13 protein-coding genes are annotated in these 17,264 nt (G+C 54.7%); 9 read left to right on the top strand and 4 right to left on the bottom strand.

The features are described 5' to 3' along the window. Positions 1-137 precede the first annotated feature (137 nt). Complete coding sequence (locus tag ACSHSR_RS11785; RefSeq protein ID WP_371872573.1) at positions 138-854, bottom strand: YceH family protein; 717 nt, start codon at positions 852-854, stop codon at positions 138-140. Positions 855-1,032: 178 nt separating this feature from the next. Next, positions 1,033-1,866, bottom strand: a complete 834-nt coding sequence (locus ACSHSR_RS11780) for a CvfB family protein (protein WP_115390450.1) — start codon at positions 1,864-1,866, stop codon at positions 1,033-1,035. A 276-nt stretch (positions 1,867-2,142) separates the two neighbouring features. On the opposite strand from ACSHSR_RS11780, the gene ACSHSR_RS11775 reads away from it, so the two are divergent. Next, positions 2,143-5,595 (top strand): PAS domain-containing hybrid sensor histidine kinase/response regulator, encoded by a 3,453-nt coding sequence (locus ACSHSR_RS11775; protein WP_479630781.1) that lies wholly within the window; start codon positions 2,143-2,145, stop codon positions 5,593-5,595. A gap of 43 nt (positions 5,596-5,638) precedes the next feature. Here ACSHSR_RS11775 and ACSHSR_RS11770 read toward each other — a convergent pair whose 3' ends face one another. Then, a complete protein-coding gene (locus tag ACSHSR_RS11770) occupies positions 5,639-6,283 on the bottom strand; it encodes a response regulator (RefSeq protein ID WP_025888960.1) in 645 nt (214 codons plus the stop codon). Between the two features lie 88 nt (positions 6,284-6,371). Continuing rightward, positions 6,372-8,651: a TonB-dependent receptor gene (locus ACSHSR_RS11765; protein ID WP_115390448.1), complete on the bottom strand. Its 2,280-nt coding sequence runs from the start codon at positions 8,649-8,651 to the stop codon at positions 6,372-6,374. A gap of 288 nt (positions 8,652-8,939) precedes the next feature. Between ACSHSR_RS11765 and ACSHSR_RS11760 the strand changes: the two genes are divergently transcribed. The 8 genes from ACSHSR_RS11760 (at position 8,940) to speA (ending at position 17,244) form a co-directional block, all read left to right on the top strand. Beyond that, a complete protein-coding gene (locus ACSHSR_RS11760; protein ID WP_115390447.1) occupies positions 8,940-10,238 on the top strand; it encodes a GntP family permease in 1,299 nt (432 codons plus the stop codon). Between the two features lie 30 nt (positions 10,239-10,268). Then, positions 10,269-11,480, top strand: a complete 1,212-nt coding sequence (locus tag ACSHSR_RS11755; protein WP_243880141.1) for an E22 family MetX-like putative esterase — start codon at positions 10,269-10,271, stop codon at positions 11,478-11,480. 36 nt (positions 11,481-11,516) lie between these two features. Beyond that, positions 11,517-12,287 (top strand): 3-hydroxybutyrate dehydrogenase, encoded by a 771-nt coding sequence (locus ACSHSR_RS11750; RefSeq protein ID WP_107352180.1) that lies wholly within the window; start codon positions 11,517-11,519, stop codon positions 12,285-12,287. A gap of 30 nt (positions 12,288-12,317) precedes the next feature. Continuing rightward, the gene (locus ACSHSR_RS11745; RefSeq protein WP_117200642.1) at positions 12,318-13,019 is read left to right on the top strand and encodes a CoA transferase subunit A; all 702 of its coding nucleotides are present in this window, start codon (positions 12,318-12,320) and stop codon (positions 13,017-13,019) included. Positions 13,020-13,034: 15 nt separating this feature from the next. After that, on the top strand, positions 13,035-13,694 hold the full coding sequence (locus ACSHSR_RS11740; RefSeq protein ID WP_144168301.1) for a CoA transferase subunit B: 660 nt from the start codon (positions 13,035-13,037) through the stop codon (positions 13,692-13,694). Positions 13,695-14,172: 478 nt separating this feature from the next. Then, positions 14,173-14,319 (top strand): hypothetical protein, encoded by a 147-nt coding sequence (locus ACSHSR_RS11735; RefSeq protein WP_093983023.1) that lies wholly within the window; start codon positions 14,173-14,175, stop codon positions 14,317-14,319. A 107-nt stretch (positions 14,320-14,426) separates the two neighbouring features. Beyond that, positions 14,427-15,302: a polyamine aminopropyltransferase gene (gene speE / locus ACSHSR_RS11730; RefSeq protein ID WP_219012360.1), complete on the top strand. Its 876-nt coding sequence runs from the start codon at positions 14,427-14,429 to the stop codon at positions 15,300-15,302. Positions 15,303-15,330: 28 nt separating this feature from the next. Further along, the gene (gene speA / locus ACSHSR_RS11725; RefSeq protein ID WP_025888969.1) at positions 15,331-17,244 is read left to right on the top strand and encodes a biosynthetic arginine decarboxylase; all 1,914 of its coding nucleotides are present in this window, start codon (positions 15,331-15,333) and stop codon (positions 17,242-17,244) included. Positions 17,245-17,264 lie beyond the last annotated feature (20 nt).

Below are 17,264 nucleotides of genomic sequence, written 5' to 3'. Positions count from 1 at the left end.
TTGCTCCAAATATGGAGTCCTTGCAGCGACCGGAGCAAGCACTGGGTTGCCGATAAGACGCCAGCCTAACACCATGAGGCCAGGCAGGCCAACGCCTGGCCGCTATTTCAAGCGGTAGCTGTCGTTTTTACGGTCAATTATGCCAGTTGCGCCTTAAGCTCGGCCAATTCCTGTTTTAGTAAAGCCAGCTCTTGCTTGATTGTCGTCAGCTCTAGCTCAAGCAAGGCTATCCGGCTTTGGCTCGCCGTTTCTGGCTCACTTTCGCACTTTCTTTCGCGTTCACCTTCACGGTGAGCTGCAGCTTGATTGGCAATCTGAGAGGTATCTGCGCCGCCGGAACTTTCAGATACACCATCATGCTCGGTGAAGTTCTCGGCAAAGCGTATCTCACGTTTGCCCGGCTCCCTGGCCAGTTGGCGGATAAAGCCTTTGTCTTTCAACGCTAGCAGGGTTTGCTCCACTTGTGGCAGGCCGTCAAATTCAAACAACCGCTGAGCCCGGCTTCTGAGTTCACCAGCGGTTTGGGCGCCGCGCAGCAGCAACAAACACACTATCGCCAGCTCTGCGGGGGAAAACTGCAGCTCGCCAAATTCTGTGTTACAGAATCTGTGGCGGTATTTAATGACCCGGCTGCCAAAGCCGGATTGCTCACTCAGCAGACGTTTTTTACTCAGGCTGTCCAAGGCTTGCTGCACTTCAGATTCGTTCAGTTCCATCACGGGATCGCGGCTGGTCTTTTGATTGCAGGCTTGGGTCAGTGAGTTGAGAGACAAGGGATAAAGATCCGGAGTAGTGACTTCTTTTTCCAGCAGGCAGCCAATCACTCTGGCTTCGATGGCATTGAGTTGCAACATAATTGACAGTTCCATTCAAGGCAGATGTCGGCCAACTGACCGACATTTTACTCAGTGTTTTTGAGTTATATCAGAGCCTTGAGCAGATGTCGCGGTTTTCCTCGGCTGCGCCTTTCCTGAATAGGGCAGGCGCGTTATTTTTGCTCAATTCTTTGCCAGTGCTTTGTCAGTTCTTTGTTCAATTACTGGCGTGGATACCGTCATCTTCGATGCGCAGTTTTCCGGCCTTGAACAGGCCGCCGATGGCTTTCTTGAAGGCCTTCTTGCTCATGCCAAGTTCGGCGTAGATCACCTCGGGCGAGGTCTTGTCGCTGTAGGGCAGGAAACCGCCGGCCTGGGCCAGCTTCTTCATGATCCGCTGTGATTGCTGATCCAACTCCTGACGGTCAGCCTTTTGCAGGGTCAGATCCAGTTTGTTGTCGTGACGCACTTGCTTGATATAACCCTTGAGCTTTTGGCCAAACTTCAGCTTACGGAACACTTCATTTTGATAGATGACGCCCCAATGCTTGTTGTTGACTATCGCCTTGTAGCCGAGATCTGTGGTACCTGCAATGATAAGGTCAACCTGTTGACCATTCTTGTACCAAGCCGGGCTCTTATCGACAAACTTATCGATTTTGGACGAAGCGACAATCCGTTCGTCGGCGCGGTTACGGTGAACATAGACCAGGTAACTGCGGCCTTCTTCTGCCTGCTTGTGCTGCTCACCGAAGGGCAGCAGCAGATCTTTTTCCAGTCCCCAATCGAGGAAGGCACCGACCCGGCCAATGGAAACCACCTTGAGATAAGCAAACTCACCCACCTGAGCCAGGGGCTTTTTAGTGGTTGCGATAGGCATGTCGTTGGAGTCCAGATAGAGGAACACCTTCAACTTGTCGCCAACCTGACAACCCTTGGGCACCACTTTATTGGGTAATAACACCTGTCCCAACTCATGAGCGTTGAGGTAAACCCCGAAATCAACCTGTTTGACCACTTCCAGGGTGCAACTTTGACCTATTTCTGCCATCTGTTTTTGAACCTGATTAACTTTGTTTCAGCTGCGGCGGATTATAACGGATTGCGCCCACCTATGCCCGTGCCTTTTTTTAGGGGAGGTACGAATAAGTCCTCGTGGCCTTCTCTTTTGTAGGGCGTGGCTTGCACAGCAATTGGCGTTCAAGGCATCTGACTGAAGGCATGCCGGGGCCTGTCGAAGTCAGACTTCCCTAAGTTTGAATAAGACTAAAGTTAGCGCTGCTTTTTGCAGCAGAACTGGTTAAGCTGAAAATAAAAACCTTTGCCTATGTTCTCTATCTGGTCCGTCAGCCTGCTGGCGCTCTTGTATCTCGCGCTGTTGTTTATCATCGCCTGGTGGGCGGATAAATATAAACCCAAACGTTTTCGGGCGCTGTTTTACAGCCTGACACTCGGCGTCTACTGCACCTCCTGGGCTTTTTTCGGTACCACAGCCCAGGCTGCCAATCATGGTTGGTGGCTGGCGCCCACCTATGCCGGTACCTTGATCCTGTTTCTATTTGGCTGGCGGCTTTACTGCCGGGTGGCGCAAATCTGCCGCGATGAAAAACTCACATCCCTGGCCGACTTTATCTCCAGCCGCTATGGCCAGTCTTCCAGCCTCTCCGGGCTGGTGTCTTTTATTTCCGTGATTGCCATAGTGCCCTATATTTCGTTGCAGCTGTCGGCCACCTCGGAAAGTATCGCCATGCTCACGGGTGAAGAGGTTTCCTCCGGCGGATTCTGGCAAGACAGTACCTTTTATATCATGTTGCTGCTGGCGCTGTTTGCCGTGCTGTTCGGTGCCCGGCGTCCAAGACCCAGCGAGCACAACCCGGGGCTGGTGGCCAGTATGGCGTTTGAATCGCTGGTGAAGCTGGCTGCCTTTATCTCGGTCGGGCTGTTTGTCTGTTTCGGTTTGTTCGACAGCCCGCTGGCACTCTGGCAACAGGCTCAGAGCGCCAAGGCTGAAGGGCGCTTGAGCTTTGAGGCCGACTCCGGCTACATCTATGCCACCCATACCCTGCTTGGGGTGTTGGCCATGTTCTGTTTGCCGCGTCAGTTTCATATGCAGTTTATTGAACCGGGCGGCGAGGGCCATCTCAGTACGGCGCGCTGGCTGTTTCCGCTGTATCTCATTCTTATCAATCTGTTTATTTTGCCTATCGCGGTAGCCGGCCTGTTATGGTTCGGTAAGGAGCAGGTGGCGCCGGACTCCTTCGTACTGGCCTTGCCGATGGCGGTAGAGAATCACGCCGTTTCCCTGATGGTGTTTCTCGGCGGGTTTTCGGCGGCCACCAGCATGGTGATTGTCTCGGCGATAGTGCTGTCAATCATGATCACCAACGACTTTATCAATCAGTTTATTCTGCGGCGCTCATCGCTGGCCTCCGGCAGTCGCGGCCTCAGCCAAAACGCCTTGCTGCAGGCCAGAAGGGCGGTGATCTTCGCGCTGTTGCTGCTGAGTTACTTCACCCACAGAATACTGGCCGATACCAACTCCCTGGCCATGGTGGGCTTGATGTCTTTTTCCCTGGTGGCGCAGTTTGCACCTGCGTTGATCATAGGTTTGTGGTGGCGTCAGGCCTCTTGTCTCGGGGCACAACTGGGGATCGCCTCTGGCTCGCTGGTGTGGTTTTATACCTTGCTGCTGCCGAACCTGGTGATAGGCGCAGTCGGTTACCAGCCCTGGCTCGACAATGGCCCATTCGGTGTTCAGGCTTTGGCGCCGCGGGATCTACTTGGGCTAGGGCTGGATGATATTACCCAGTCCATGCTGCTGTCGCTTGGGCTCAATTTAATGGTGTATATCTTGCTGCCTGTACTGCGCCCGGCGGGGCTCGCGGAGCGGCTGCAGAGCAGCAAGTTTGTTATCAGCCGGGATGACAGACGGGAAGGTGTGCCCAAGGCCAGTTTGAGTTTTCATGATCTGGCGGCCTTGCTGAAACGCTTCGGCGAAGCCGACTCGGCCAGTCAGTTGGTTGCCAGCGAGTTCCCGCTGGATCCCAATCACTGGAAAGTGGATGCGCCGGTGCGAACCGAACAGTTGGTCGAGAGAGAGCTCGCCGCCATGGTCGGCGGCGCTTCGGCCAGGTTGATTATCGATGCCGCCAAAGATGAGAAACATCAGGGGCTGGAGCAGGTGGCCGAATTTGTCGATGAGGCCCGCGAAGTGCTTCGCTTTAATCGCGACTTGCTGCAATCGACCATAGAAAATATCCAACAAGGGATCAGTGTGGTGGACTCCCAGCTGAGGCTGGTGGCCTGGAATCAGGGCTACAAGGATATGTTTCTCTACCCGGATGAGGCGCTCTATATAGGTCGGCCGGTGGAAGAGATCATTCGCCTCAACGCCCACAGAGGCATGTTTCGCGGCGAAGACCCCGAGCAGGAAATTGCCAAGCGTCTAGACTATCTGCGTCAGGGAAGCGCCTATAAGTATCAGCGCACCCACAGCAATGGCCGGGTGTATGAGATGCAGGGTAACCCCTTACCCGGTGGCGGCTTTGTGACCACCTATACGGACGTGACCGACTTTGTCAGCCAGCAGCGCCAGCTGGAATACGTCAATGCCTCGCTGGAAGAAAAGGTCAACCAGCGCACTCGGGCGTTGACCCAGGCCAACCGTGAACTGTCCAATGCCAAACGGGTGGCCGAGCAGGCAACCGAGAGCAAGACCCGCTTTTTTGCCGCCGCCAGTCACGATCTATTGCAACCCTTCAATGCCGCCAGCCTGTTCTGCTCCTTGATGAGTGACAAGGCCAGGGGCAGTGAGCTGGAAACCCTGGCCGACAATATCCGCAGCTCCCTTGGCAATGCCGAAGAGCTGCTCAGCAGTATTCTGGAATTGACCAAGCTCAACGCCGGAGCCTTCAAGGTGAATGTCAGCGAATTTCCATTGCGGCAAATCATAGATCCCCTCAGGCACGAGTATCAGGCACTTGCGGCGCAAAAAGGCATTGGCTTCCATCTCGAGAGTCAGGAAGTGCTGCTCAATACCGACAAGGCGCTGCTCAAACGTGTGCTGCGTAATCTGCTCAGCAACGCCATTCGTTATACCGAGCAGGGCGAAGTGCGGCTGAAGACCTATCTTGAAAACGGACTCTTGTCATTGATAGTGGAAGACACTGGCATTGGCATCGCCAAGGAAGATCAACTGACCATATTTGAAGAGTTCAAGCAGCTCGGCAGCCGCGGTAACGCCGAAGGACTGGGGCTTGGGCTGGCGATTACCAAGCGTATCTGCGATCTGTTGGACATCCCCTTGCTACTGGGTTCCCAGGTAGGAACCGGTACTCAGTTTACTTTGTTGCTGCAGTGCAAGTCGCTGCCGGGGGCTGTGGCCGCGGTCAAACCCAAGACTTTGGAGAGTGAGTCCGATTTTGCCGGGTTACGGGTTTGGCTGGTGGATAATGATCAAACCGTGCTCGAAGCCCTGGGGCAGGTCATGGGCAGTTGGGGCTGTGAGATAGAAAAGGCCACCGGCGCCGAACAGTTGGCTGAACTGCAAGCGCGTTTGCCCTTGCCGCAACTTTTGATAGTCGATTATCAGTTGGATGCCGGTCTCACCGGGGTTGAGCTGTTGGCCTCCCAGGGGGTGTCCGGATTACCTGTGATTATCAATACTGCCAATCAGGCCGAAAGCATTCGCGAGCAGGTCAGTGATGCCGGTTTCCCTTTGCTTTACAAGCCACTGAAGTTGCCGGCGCTCAGGCGCAGTATCAAGCGTTTGCTCAATTGAGGCGCGCTTTTAAATAAAGCGCTTTGTGGGGAAGGGGAAACCGTTATTCGGGGCGGCTGAGCTGGTTATAGCGGATGCCGGCCTGGGTTCGGTTGTTGAGGCCGAGCTTGCGCAGAATGGCCGATACATGCTGCTTGACCGTGGTTTCCTGCACCTGCATTTCATAGGCTATCTGCTTATTGAGCAGGCCATCGGCAATCATCGCCAGCACCTTGTATTGTTGCGGCGTCAGTTTTTCCAGATTTCTGGCAAAGTCCGTCTGCTCGTCATCGGCATCCAGAGTTTCCAGCGCCAAATCCGCCGGTAGCCAGGTTTCGCCATTGAGCACCTCGGCGATGGCTTCGGATATCCGCTCCAGCGGCGAGGACTTGGGCACATAGGCCGAAGCGCCCAGGGCGATGGCTTGCTGCATAATCGCCGGTGCTTCAGTGGCCGACACCATGATGATCAACACATCCGGGTATTGATTGCGCAGTTGCGACAGTCCCTGCAAACCATTGGCTCCTGGAATGCCGAGGTCGAGAAACACCAGCTCAGTTTCACTGTGTCGCCCGAGCAGCTCAAACAACCCCTCGAGATCGGCGCATTCGCGTATCTGTGCTTCATCCAATACGCAGGCGGCGGCTTGCTTGAGGGCGCTGCGAAACAGCGGGTGATCATCGGCAATTATGGCTTTCACCAGACTCATCCTAAGGGCTCCGGGTTTCAAATTTTATACGGGAAAGTATCAATAAAAACAAGGCTTACACTAGGGTAAGCCTTGTTCGGGGTACGGATTAAAAACGGTAGCCGACCGTCAGGGTCACTGTGCGTGGATCGCCGTAATAACCAATCAGGGTGTTGTCGCCACCGAGTCCCGGAGTGTACTTGCTGACATCTGTTGGATCGCTCGGATCCGAGGTGACAAACTGATAGCCGCCGATAAGGTACTCTTCATCGGTGAGGTTTTTGCCATAGAGGCCGGCATACCAGCTGCCGTCATTGCTATACCAGGTGATCCCCAGATTCAGCAGGCCGTAGGCGTCCTGGGTTAGCAGGCTGTCTTCCTCAAACAGCACATAATCACCGCGATAGTAATAGTTGCCGTTAAAGACAAACTCACCGATATCGGCGTAGAGACGATAGGTGAAACCCAGGTTAAAGGTGAGATCCGGGGTATTGGCTATGGTAAACCTGTCCGACTTGTCGAAGGTTTCACCTGTGACAGGGTCGGTATCGAACACTTCACTGAATTCCGCATCGATATAGCCCACCGCCAGGTCAAAGTTCAGCGCATCTGTGGCCACCCAGGTCATCTCAAGCTCTGCGCCACGGGCCTCCGAAGAGCCTATGTTGCCCAGGCGCTGATTGAGATCGGCAGCCGTGTCGCCCGGCAAAACAGAGATATACTGCCTGTCCTTATGATCCAGGCTGAACAGGGTTAGGTTGGCCCTTAAGTTGCGGCCCCATTCGCTCTTCATCCCCAGCTCGAAGCTGTCAACGGTTTCTGGATCTGCCGCCGGCTCGGCGCTTTCGGCCCTGGGGTTAAAGGTGCCGGACTTGAATCCCTGGGCGTAACTGGCAAAGAACATGATGTCATCCGAGTACTGGTATTCCACCCCGACTCTTGGGGTCAGCTTGGACCAGTCTTCACTGTCGTCCAATACCAAGGGCACCAAGTCGCCTTCGGGGCGGACATAGCCAGGTACCCAGCCGGATTCGGGATAGACGGTATCGAATATCAGGCCGTTGCGGACATAGGCCTGCTTTTCATCCTGGGTATATCTCAGCCCCAGGGTCATGGACCAGTTGTCACTCATATCTACGCTGCCCTGAATATAGGCCGCCTTGCTGGTGGAGTTGGAGCAGCCGCTCACTTCACGGGTCAGCCCAGGGGCGTTAAGCGCCTTTCCAAGTTCTTCGAGAATCGCCTGAAACTGGCCGCAGGACTCGGCATCATAGTAGTAAAGACCTGACACCAGCTTGTAGTTGTCGCCGCTGTGATGCAGTTGCAACTCATGGGTGGTTTGCTCGTCGTCATAGATGGCCGGTACGTCGAAAATCTGCAGTGAGGTGTTGTCGAAATCTATGTTGGTGGGTGAGTAACTCTCTCTTCTGGCCGCAATATATTTCAGCTGCGTTGAGTGGTTTATGTCCCAGCTGCCGGTGAAGCTCCAACCTTCGAGGTCCACCTCGTTCCAGGTGGGCAGACTGGTGTAGGAGTCGAACTTGCTGTCCGGTACCGGGGCATCGGTCAGCAGACTCGGCAGCAGGCGGTAACCCCCCTTGGCGTTGGACTTATCGTCTGTTTTATCCCAGGCGAAGCGGAAAAACAGTGAGTCTGTCGGGTGATACTCCAGGGTGAGCCGCATGGCACTGAGATCTTTGTTGTAATTCTCTTTGTCCTGGTTCGGCTCGGCCGAGGTCAAAAACTCACCGAAACCATCGCGGTTGAGGTTGGCATAGCCAAAGCCCAGATACAGCTGTTCGTCTATCAGCGGATACTGGCCGGTGATCTTGAGATCTTTCTGATTAAAGCTGCCGTAGGAGCCCTGAATATTCAGTTGGGGATCGCCGGACATCACCTTGGTTACATACTTGACCGCACCGCCTATGGTGTTCTTGCCGTAAAGCGTGCCCTGAGGGCCGCGCAGTATCTCTATCTGCTGCACGTCCAGCAGATCCAGTACCGCCCCCTGTGGGCGGGCGATATAGATATCATCCACATAGATACCGACGCCGGGCTCATAACCCCAGAGCGGGTCCTGCTGGCCCACGCCGCGAATAAAGGCGGTCATGGTGGAGTTGGTTCCCCGACTCGCCTGCAGCGTGGTATTGGGGGAGAACTGCTGCACTTCGGTCACCACGGTAATACCGCGTTCATTAAGCTCGGCCTCACTGACTGAGGTGACGGCGACCGGTACTTCCTGCAGGTTTTCCACTGTGCGTCTGGCGGTGACTTCAATACGTTCCAGCTCGCCCTTATTGTTGGTTTCTTCTGCCTGAGCCGCTATCGGCGTCAGTGCCGAAGCTATGGCCAGTGCCAGCAGAGAGTAGGGGATCTTGGCTTGACTCATGATTAAGTCCTTTTGCTGTTTTGTTTGTTTTGTTTTTGTTAATACTTCGGCGTTTACTCTAGAGCAAAGGAAGCGGAAGGGAATTAGCACCTTAGTACAGTGTTGTTTAATGATTTGAAATTTATTGGTTATTTTTTGTATAGCACTATGGTGTTATGTTCAATCCGGCTTTTGCTTGTCACTCTCTTGGTTGCAAAAATTGGTTGCAAAAAATTAACAATGGCGCCTGTTCAATCGCTGCAAATTTGCGGCGCCGGAACAGGGCGACCAACAACAAGAGATGGGCTTATGTTGAGTATGCTGGGACTCTTCGGTGGCTTACTGCTGCTGATCATTTTGACACTCAGAGGTGTCAACCTGTTTGTCGCCGCGCCACTGTGCGCGGCCTTGGTGGCACTGAGCAACCATATTCCGTTATTTGATGCCTCGGGGGCTGACTTTGTCAGTGCCTATATGGGCGGTTTTTCCAGCTTTCTGGCGTCCTGGTTCTTTATGTTTTTGCTGGGCTCTTTGTTTGGCAAGTTTATGGAAGATACCGGCGCCGCCGATGCGGTGGCGCATTTTATTGTGGGGAAACTCGGGATCCGCTATGCGGTGCTGGCCGTGGTAGCCGCCTGTGCCGTGTTGACCTATGGCGGCGTCAGCGTATTTATTGTGGCATTTTCCGTCTATCCCATGGCGCTGGGGCTGTTCAAGGACGCCAATCTGCCGCGGCGCTTTATTCCGGCGGCGCTGGCATTGGGCTCGGTGACCTTTACCATGACCTCGGCCGGTTCGCCTGAGATCCAGAACTGGATCCCGATCAAATACCTCAATACCTCTCCCTGGGCCGCCTGGGAAGTGAGCCTGGTGGTGGCCCTGTTTATGGCGGTCAGCGGTTATTTCTGGCTCAAGTGGATGATTAACCGAGCCATCGCCAGAGGCGAGCGTTTCGAGGCGCGCAGTGATGACCCTGAAGTGCCGGAGCGGGATCTGCCCCATCCCATCACAGGGGTGATCCCTCTCATTGTGGTGCTGGTTATCTCCTTTTGGCTGCACGATACCCTGGCACAAAATGCCCTGATAGTTGCCTTGCTCGGTGGGGTGCTGACGCTGATGTTAATCAACTTCCGCCATTTTCATCATCTGGGACGGGCGGTCAATGACGGCACCACAGGCGCACTGGTGGCCATAGGCAATACCAGCGCCGTGGTCGGCTTTGGCGCCGTCGCCAAATCATCGGCTGCCTTTGCCACTGCGGTTGAGGTGATGACCAATATGCCGGGCAATGAGCTGTTGGGGGCTGCGGTGGCGGTGAGCGTGATTGCCGGCCTTACCGGCTCTGCCAGTGGCGGCCAGGCGATAGCCCTGCCTTTGGTAGCGCCCCATTATCTGGATATGGGGGTGAACCCGGATCAGTTGCATCGAGTGGTGGCCATTTCTTCCGGTGCTTTGGATACCTTGCCCCATAACGGTTATGTGGTTACCACCATTCGCGCCATCTGTAAGGAAACCCACAAGCGCGCCTATTGGGCGATGGCGGCGCTGACGACCCTGCTGCCCCTTATCGGTGTCGTGCTGGCACTGGCTCTGTTTATTTGGTTTTAAGAGGTGAATATGAAGTTATTTGCATCCTGCATGTTTGCGGCGCTGCTTGGGGTTGCCCAAGCCAGTGCTCCGGCTTCGGCCGAGTCTGTTTCTGCCACGGTTGCTTCGTCCTTGAAAGCGCCTGCCCAGCCTATGCTGGTGGAGAAAAAGTCGTTTACCACCACTGAATTTCGCACAGTATCGGGCAAAGTGTTGCCCAGTGTGACCGTCGGCTGGGAAAGCTACGGCAGTCTCAATGCGGCCAAGGACAATGTCATACTGATCACTCATTTCTTTTCCGGTAATTCCCACGCTGCCGGCAAGTACGCCGAGTCTGATCCCCAGAGTGGCTATTGGGACGCCATCATAGGGCCGGGCAAGGCGATAGATACCAATCGCTTCTTTGTTGTCAGCGCCGACACTCTGGTCAACGCCAATGTGCACGACGGTCATACCATCACCACAGGGCCTGCCAGTATCAACCCTGAAACCGGCAAATCCTGGGGATTGGATTTCCCCGTGGTGACCATTCATGACTTCGTCGAGGTGCAGCGCTTGCTGCTGGAGAGTCTCGGCATTGAAAAACTCCATGCGGTGATGGGTGCCTCCATGGGGTCATTTCAGGCGCTAGATTGGGCGGTGAGTTACCCGGACAGAGTCGAGCGGCTCATTCATGTTATCGGCGCCGACAGCATGGATGCCTGGAGCGTACCGGCACTGGAAAAATGGGCCCTGCCTATCCGGCTGGATCCCAACTGGCGCGGCGGCGACTACTACGGCAAGACGCCCCCGGTGGCAGGGCTGACCGCGGCGCTGCTCAATATCACCCAGGATGCAATGGCGCCGGAGGCTTATCTGGCCAGCTTCAAGGATTTCACTGTGGCCGACAAAGGCGCGCTGGCGGATATTCGCACGCTGCCGCAAATCAGCCAGATCTTGCAACAGCGCGCCGGGGCCAGGGCGGCATTGCAGGATGCCAACCATGTACTGTATCTGGTACGGGCCTCGCAACTGTTCAGTGCCGATTGGCAAGGGGGCGAGCTGAAAATCGCCTTGGCCAAGATAAAGGCCAAGAGCCTGTTGCTGCCCGCCAGTGGCGATCTGCTGCTGCGGCCCCAGAGGGTGAGGAAGATGGCCGCCACCCTGAAGGAACTGGGTAAAGAGGTAGAGATAAGTGAAATTAAAGGCCCCTGGGGGCATCTCGATGGCTTGTTCTCCATTCAGAGCAAGAGTGATGAAATCCGTGCATTTCTGGCGGACTGAGTCAAGCCGCCGCAGGGCGTAATTTAAGGAGCCTGTATGAAAGACCCTAAAACCGTATTGATCACCGGCGCGGCCAGCGGTATCGGCCTGGCAATTGCCACTGAGCTGGCGGCCTTTGGCCACAGGATATTGCTGAGCGATCTCGACCCTGAGCGGGCGATACTGGCTGCCAACACGCTTAATCAAGCCGGCGGCAACTGCTTGGGCCTTGGGCTCAATGTCGCCGACTCCCGGGCCATTGAAGCGCTGACAGAGCAACTGGCTGGCATTGAAGTGGATGTGCTCATCAACAATGCCGGACTGCAGCATGTGGCGCGCCTCGATGCCTTTCCGGCCGAGAAATGGCAACTGCTGCAACAGGTGATGCTCACCGGCCCGGCGATGCTTTGCAAGGCATTGCTGCCGGGAATGCGGGAGCGCAACTTTGGCCGCATCATCAATATCGGCTCTATCCATGCATTGGTGGCATCCAGGTACAAGTCGGCCTATGTGGCCGCCAAACACGGTTTACTGGGACTGAGCAAGGTCGTGGCGCTGGAAAACGCCGACTGGGACATTACCGTCAACACTATCTGCCCGGCTTATGTGAAAACACCGCTGGTGGAGGCGCAGATAGCGTCTCAGGCAAGGGAGCACGGCATGAGTGAGCAAGAGGTTATCGACAACATCATGCTGTCCCCCATGCCGAAGAAGGCGTTTATCGGCGTCGATGAAATCGTGCATTCGGTAGCGTTTTTGATGGCACCGGCGGCGCGCAATATTACCGCCCAGACGCTGGTGCTGGACGGTGGCTGGACCGCGCAATAAGGCAAGACAGGCTGACACAGGAGAATCACTATGGCCGGGTTGGATAAAAGGGTTGCCAGTCATGAACAGGCATTGGAGGGGATAACCCATGAGATGCGGATCATTGCCGGAGGCTTTGGCCTTTGTGGCATTCCCGAGGGCTTGATAGCCGAGTTGGTGCGCAGAGAGGTGCGTGATCTGGAGCTGGTGTCCAACAACTGTGGCGTCGACGACTTCGGTCTTGGGCTCTTGCTGCAAAACCGCCAAATTCGCAAGATGGTGGCGTCATACGTGGGTGAAAATGCCCTGTTTGAGCAATTGATGATGAGTGGTGAACTGGAGGTGGAGCTGGTGCCTCAGGGCACTCTGGCCGAGCGGATCCGCGCCGGCGGCGCCGGGATCCCGGCGTTTTACACGGCCACGGGAGTCGGTACTCCGGTGGCCGAGGGCAAACCCAGTGAACATTTCGAAGGTCGGGAGTATCTGCTGGAGCGCGGCATAGTCGCCGACTTTGCGCTGGTTCGCGCCTGGAAGGCCGATTGGCAGGGCAACTGCATCTATCGCCACACCGCGATGAACTTCAATCCCTTGGCAGCGATGGCGGGCAAGATAACCGTGGTAGAGGCCGAAGAGATAGTCGAGCCTGGCAGCCTGCTGCCATCACAAATTCATACACCGGGAATTTTTGTCGATCGCTTGGTGCAGGGACAGTTTGAAAAACGCATCGAAAAGCGCACCTTTCGGCCCAGCTAACAGGAGAACAGCATTATGGCGTTGAGTCGCGAACAGATGGCTATGCGGGTCGCCAGAGAGATCCGTGACGGTGATTATGTCAATCTGGGCATAGGCATTCCCACTCTGGTAGCCAACTACCTGCCACCGGGGATAGAGGTGATGCTGCACTCGGAAAATGGTCTGTTGGGAATGGGTCCGTTTCCGCAGGAGGAAAAGATAGATGCCGACATGATCAATGCCGGTAAGGAGACGGTCACTGCGGTCAAAGGCGCGGCGATTTTCGACTCGGCCCTGAGCTTTGCCATGATAAGGGGCGGGCATGTGGATCTCACTGTGTTGGGGGCGATGGAGGTGGATCAACAGGGCAATATTGCCAGTTGGATGATCCCGGGCAAGATGGTCAAAGGGATGGGCGGCGCCATGGATCTGGTGGCCGGCGCGGCCAACATCATATGTACCATGATGCACTGCAGCAAACAGGGTGAGTCCAAGTTGCTTGAGCGTTGCACGTTGCCGCTGACCGGGGTTAACTGTATCAAGCGGGTGCTGACGGACTTGGCACTGCTGGAAATCCGTGACGGCGGTTTTCATCTGCTGGAGCGCGCGCCGGGGGTAACTGTTGAGGAGATCCGCGCCAAGACGGCGGGCAGACTGCATTGCGGCGAGTCTGTGCCGGAAATGACCTTTGATTAATTCGCTAAATTGGGTGGCGTTTTTAGCTGCCGCGATTTTTGCTTGAATCGCCAGGTTTCAAGATAACAAACCTTTGTTTGAGGGTGAGTTTTCACCCTCGTGTTCCCCAAGGGGGCTGCATTGAATCAAACTAGGTACCCAAAGCGGTATCTGACGATCAAAATAGGGAGCCTGAGTATTTAAAAAATCTTGAACAGATAAAATCAGCTTTCAAAGCTCAATTTATTGATATAAATCGAAAAAAGCTCGCTTAAATGGCATAGGTGAACATAGCAACTGTAGTTTATATTTCAAAGCCTTGGATAAACTGTGATTCGTGCTTGCATTATGGGGCACAGCAAGGTTTAATTGCGCCGTTTTGAAGGTACATTCAGTCCTGACAGGCAAACGTGAGTAACAGGGTTATTATGGTTCACGAGTCATTAACCGTGTAAATGAACAAAGCACCATTTACACGGGGTTAAGAGGGTTTTAGCTAATGCACAGCCATTCATTTGCCGCACTGGTTCGCCAAGTGCCACAACACAGGTTTTCAACCATTGTCAGCTATGACAATACCGGCTTGAAACATCTCACGTTAATTCGCATCAATTCCGGCCGCGAACAGGCCAATAGTCCCAACTGAGCCCGTCGTCCATCTACGACGATACATTCACTCGGCATTCATTTTCGAATCGCCGAGGACGGGTTATTTGTCCACCCTTACATTCAACACCAAGAGTTTTAGGTTAAATGCAAGCCAAGAATATTTACTACGAGACACTGCATCCAGCATATGGGCAGTATTTTGAGGTGGAAAAGGTGCTGTTCGAGCAAAAGACCGAACAGTGGCACCTGAGCATTTTTGAAAATGCCACTATGGGACGGGTCATGGCGCTTAATGGTGCCATCCAGACCACTGAGAAAGATGAGTTTGTCTATCACGAAATGTTGACCCATGTGCCTATTCTGGCCCACGGCGACGTCAAGCGGGTGCTTATCATAGGCGGCGGTGACGGCGGCATGCTGCGGGAAGTGGTCAAACATAAACAGATTGAATCCATTACCATGGTGGAGATTGATGCCGCCGTGGTGGAAATGTGTAAAAGCTATTTTCCAAACCATTCCCAAGGTGCCTATGATGACCCCAGAGTCAACTTGGTGATCAGCGACGGGATGGATTATGTTAGGCAATCACAGCAAAAATTTGATGTGATTATCTCTGACTGCACAGATCCCCTTGGTCCGGGAGAAGTACTGTTCAGTTCCGACTTTTACGAGGGCTGTAAGCGTTGTCTCAATGAAAATGGGATTTTTGTCGCTCAGAACGGCGTGCCTTTTATGCAGCTGGATGAAGTGCAAAATACCGTCAGACGCATGAGCTCTTATGTGAAAGAGTGTCGGTTCTATATGGCGGCCGTGCCTACCTATGTGGGTGGCAGCATGGCCTTTGCCTGGGCAACCGATGATCTTGAGGCGCGTCAGCATAGCCTGGCGACTCTCGAAGAGCGTTTTGAACGGGCCGGTATTACCACCCGTTATTACACGCCGGCTATCCATCAGGCAAGCTTTGCGCTGCCGGCGTTTGTCGAACAGGCGGTCGCGTCAGCGATGACGGTTACCGCATAACCCATTTTTTGATAACAGGCTAACGAACATGAGTGATTGGTCTATTGACGATGCCCGCGTCGGCTACAACGTCGCATACTGGAGCCAGGGATTTTACGGGATCAGCGATCAGGGTGAGGTGACAGTGTCACCGGATCCTTTGAATCCGGACAGCAAAATCGGCCTGAACGAACTGGCCAAGGACATGGTGAAGGCCGGTGTTAACCTGCCTGTGCTGGTCCGTTTTCCGCAGATTTTGCACCACAGGGTCGATAGCCTGTGCCAGGCCTTTAATCAGGCGATTCAAAAGTATGAGTACAGCGAAGACTATCTGCTGGTTTATCCCATCAAGGTGAACCAGCAGCAGACAGTGGTTGAAGAAATCCTCGCCAGCCAAGTCAGTAAAGAAGCACCGCAACTTGGGCTTGAGGCCGGCAGTAAGCCTGAGCTGATGGCGGTACTGGCGATGGCGCAAAAGGCCAGCTCAGTCATAGTCTGTAATGGCTACAAGGATAAAGAATATATCCGCCTGGCACTGATAGGCGAAAAGCTGGGCCACAAGGTCTACATAGTGCTGGAGAAGATGTCCGAGCTTAAGATGGTACTGCAGGAATCCCGCGAGCTTGGGGTTACTCCGCGTCTGGGTCTGCGCGCACGCCTGGCGTTCCAGGGCAAGGGCAAGTGGCAGGCCAGTGGCGGTGAAAAGTCCAAGTTTGGTCTGTCTGCTGCGCAGGTGCTGCGGGTGGTCAACGAGCTTAAGAGTGCCGACATGCTGGATTCGCTGCAGTTGCTGCACTTTCACCTGGGTTCGCAAATCGCCAATATCCGCGATATTCGTCATGGTGTGGGTGAAGCGGCGCGCTTCTACTGTGAGCTGAGAAAACTGGGTGCCAAGGTCAACTGTTTCGACGTGGGCGGCGGCCTGGCGGTGGACTATGACGGTACCCGCAGCCAAAGCAACAACTCTATGAACTATGGCCTGAGCGAGTACGCCAACAATATCGTCAGCGCTCTGAGTGATGTCTGCGCCGAGTACGAGCAGCCGGTGCCGAGGATTATCTCTGAGTCCGGCCGCTTCCTGACGGCGCACCACGCCGTACTTATCACGGATGTTATCGGTACCGAGGCCTATTCCCCTGAGAATATCCAGCCACCGGCAGAGGATGCCCCACAGCTGCTGCACAACATGTGGCAGTCCTGGAGCGATATCCGCGGCCGCGCCGATTCCCGTGCCCTGATTGAGATTTTCCACGATACCCAATCGGATCTGGCCGAAGCTCACGCTCTGTTTGCTCTTGGGCAACTTAGCCTGGAAGAGCGCGCCTGGGCGGAGCAGACCAACCTGCGTGTCTGTCACGAGCTACAGGGCTTGATGAACAACAAGAACCGTTATCACAGACCCATCATTGATGAACTCAATGAGAAACTGGCCGACAAGTTCTTCGTCAATTTCTCGCTGTTCCAATCGCTGCCGGATGCCTGGGGTATAGATCAGGTGTTCCCTGTGTTGCCGCTGACCGGGCTGGATACCGCGCCAGAGCGCCGTGCCGTGATGCTGGATATCACCTGTGACTCGGACGGCATGGTGGATCAGTATGTGGACGGGCAGGGGATTGAAACCACACTGCCGGTTCCTGCCTGGAGTGCCGAGAGCCCGTATCTTATCGGTTTCTTCCTGGTTGGGGCTTATCAGGAGATCCTCGGTGACATGCACAACCTGTTTGGTGATACCAACTCGGCTGTGGTGCGTCTCGATGAAAGCGGCCTGGCCAACATAGAGTCTGTGCTGTCCGGTGACACTGTGGCCGATGTGCTGCGCTATGTGAACCTGGATGCTGTGTCCTTTATGCGCACCTACGAAGAGCTGGTGAATCAGCATATTGCCGAAGACGAACGCACCTCGATCCTTGAAGAGCTGCAATTGGGTCTTAAGGGTTATACCTATCTGGAAGATTTTTCATAAGGTCGGTGCATTCAGCAGGC

The organism is Shewanella sp. VK101, assembly GCF_056497865.1.
Note: the sequence above shows the minus strand (reverse complement) of the source record. Positions and strands in the feature narration are given on the sequence as shown.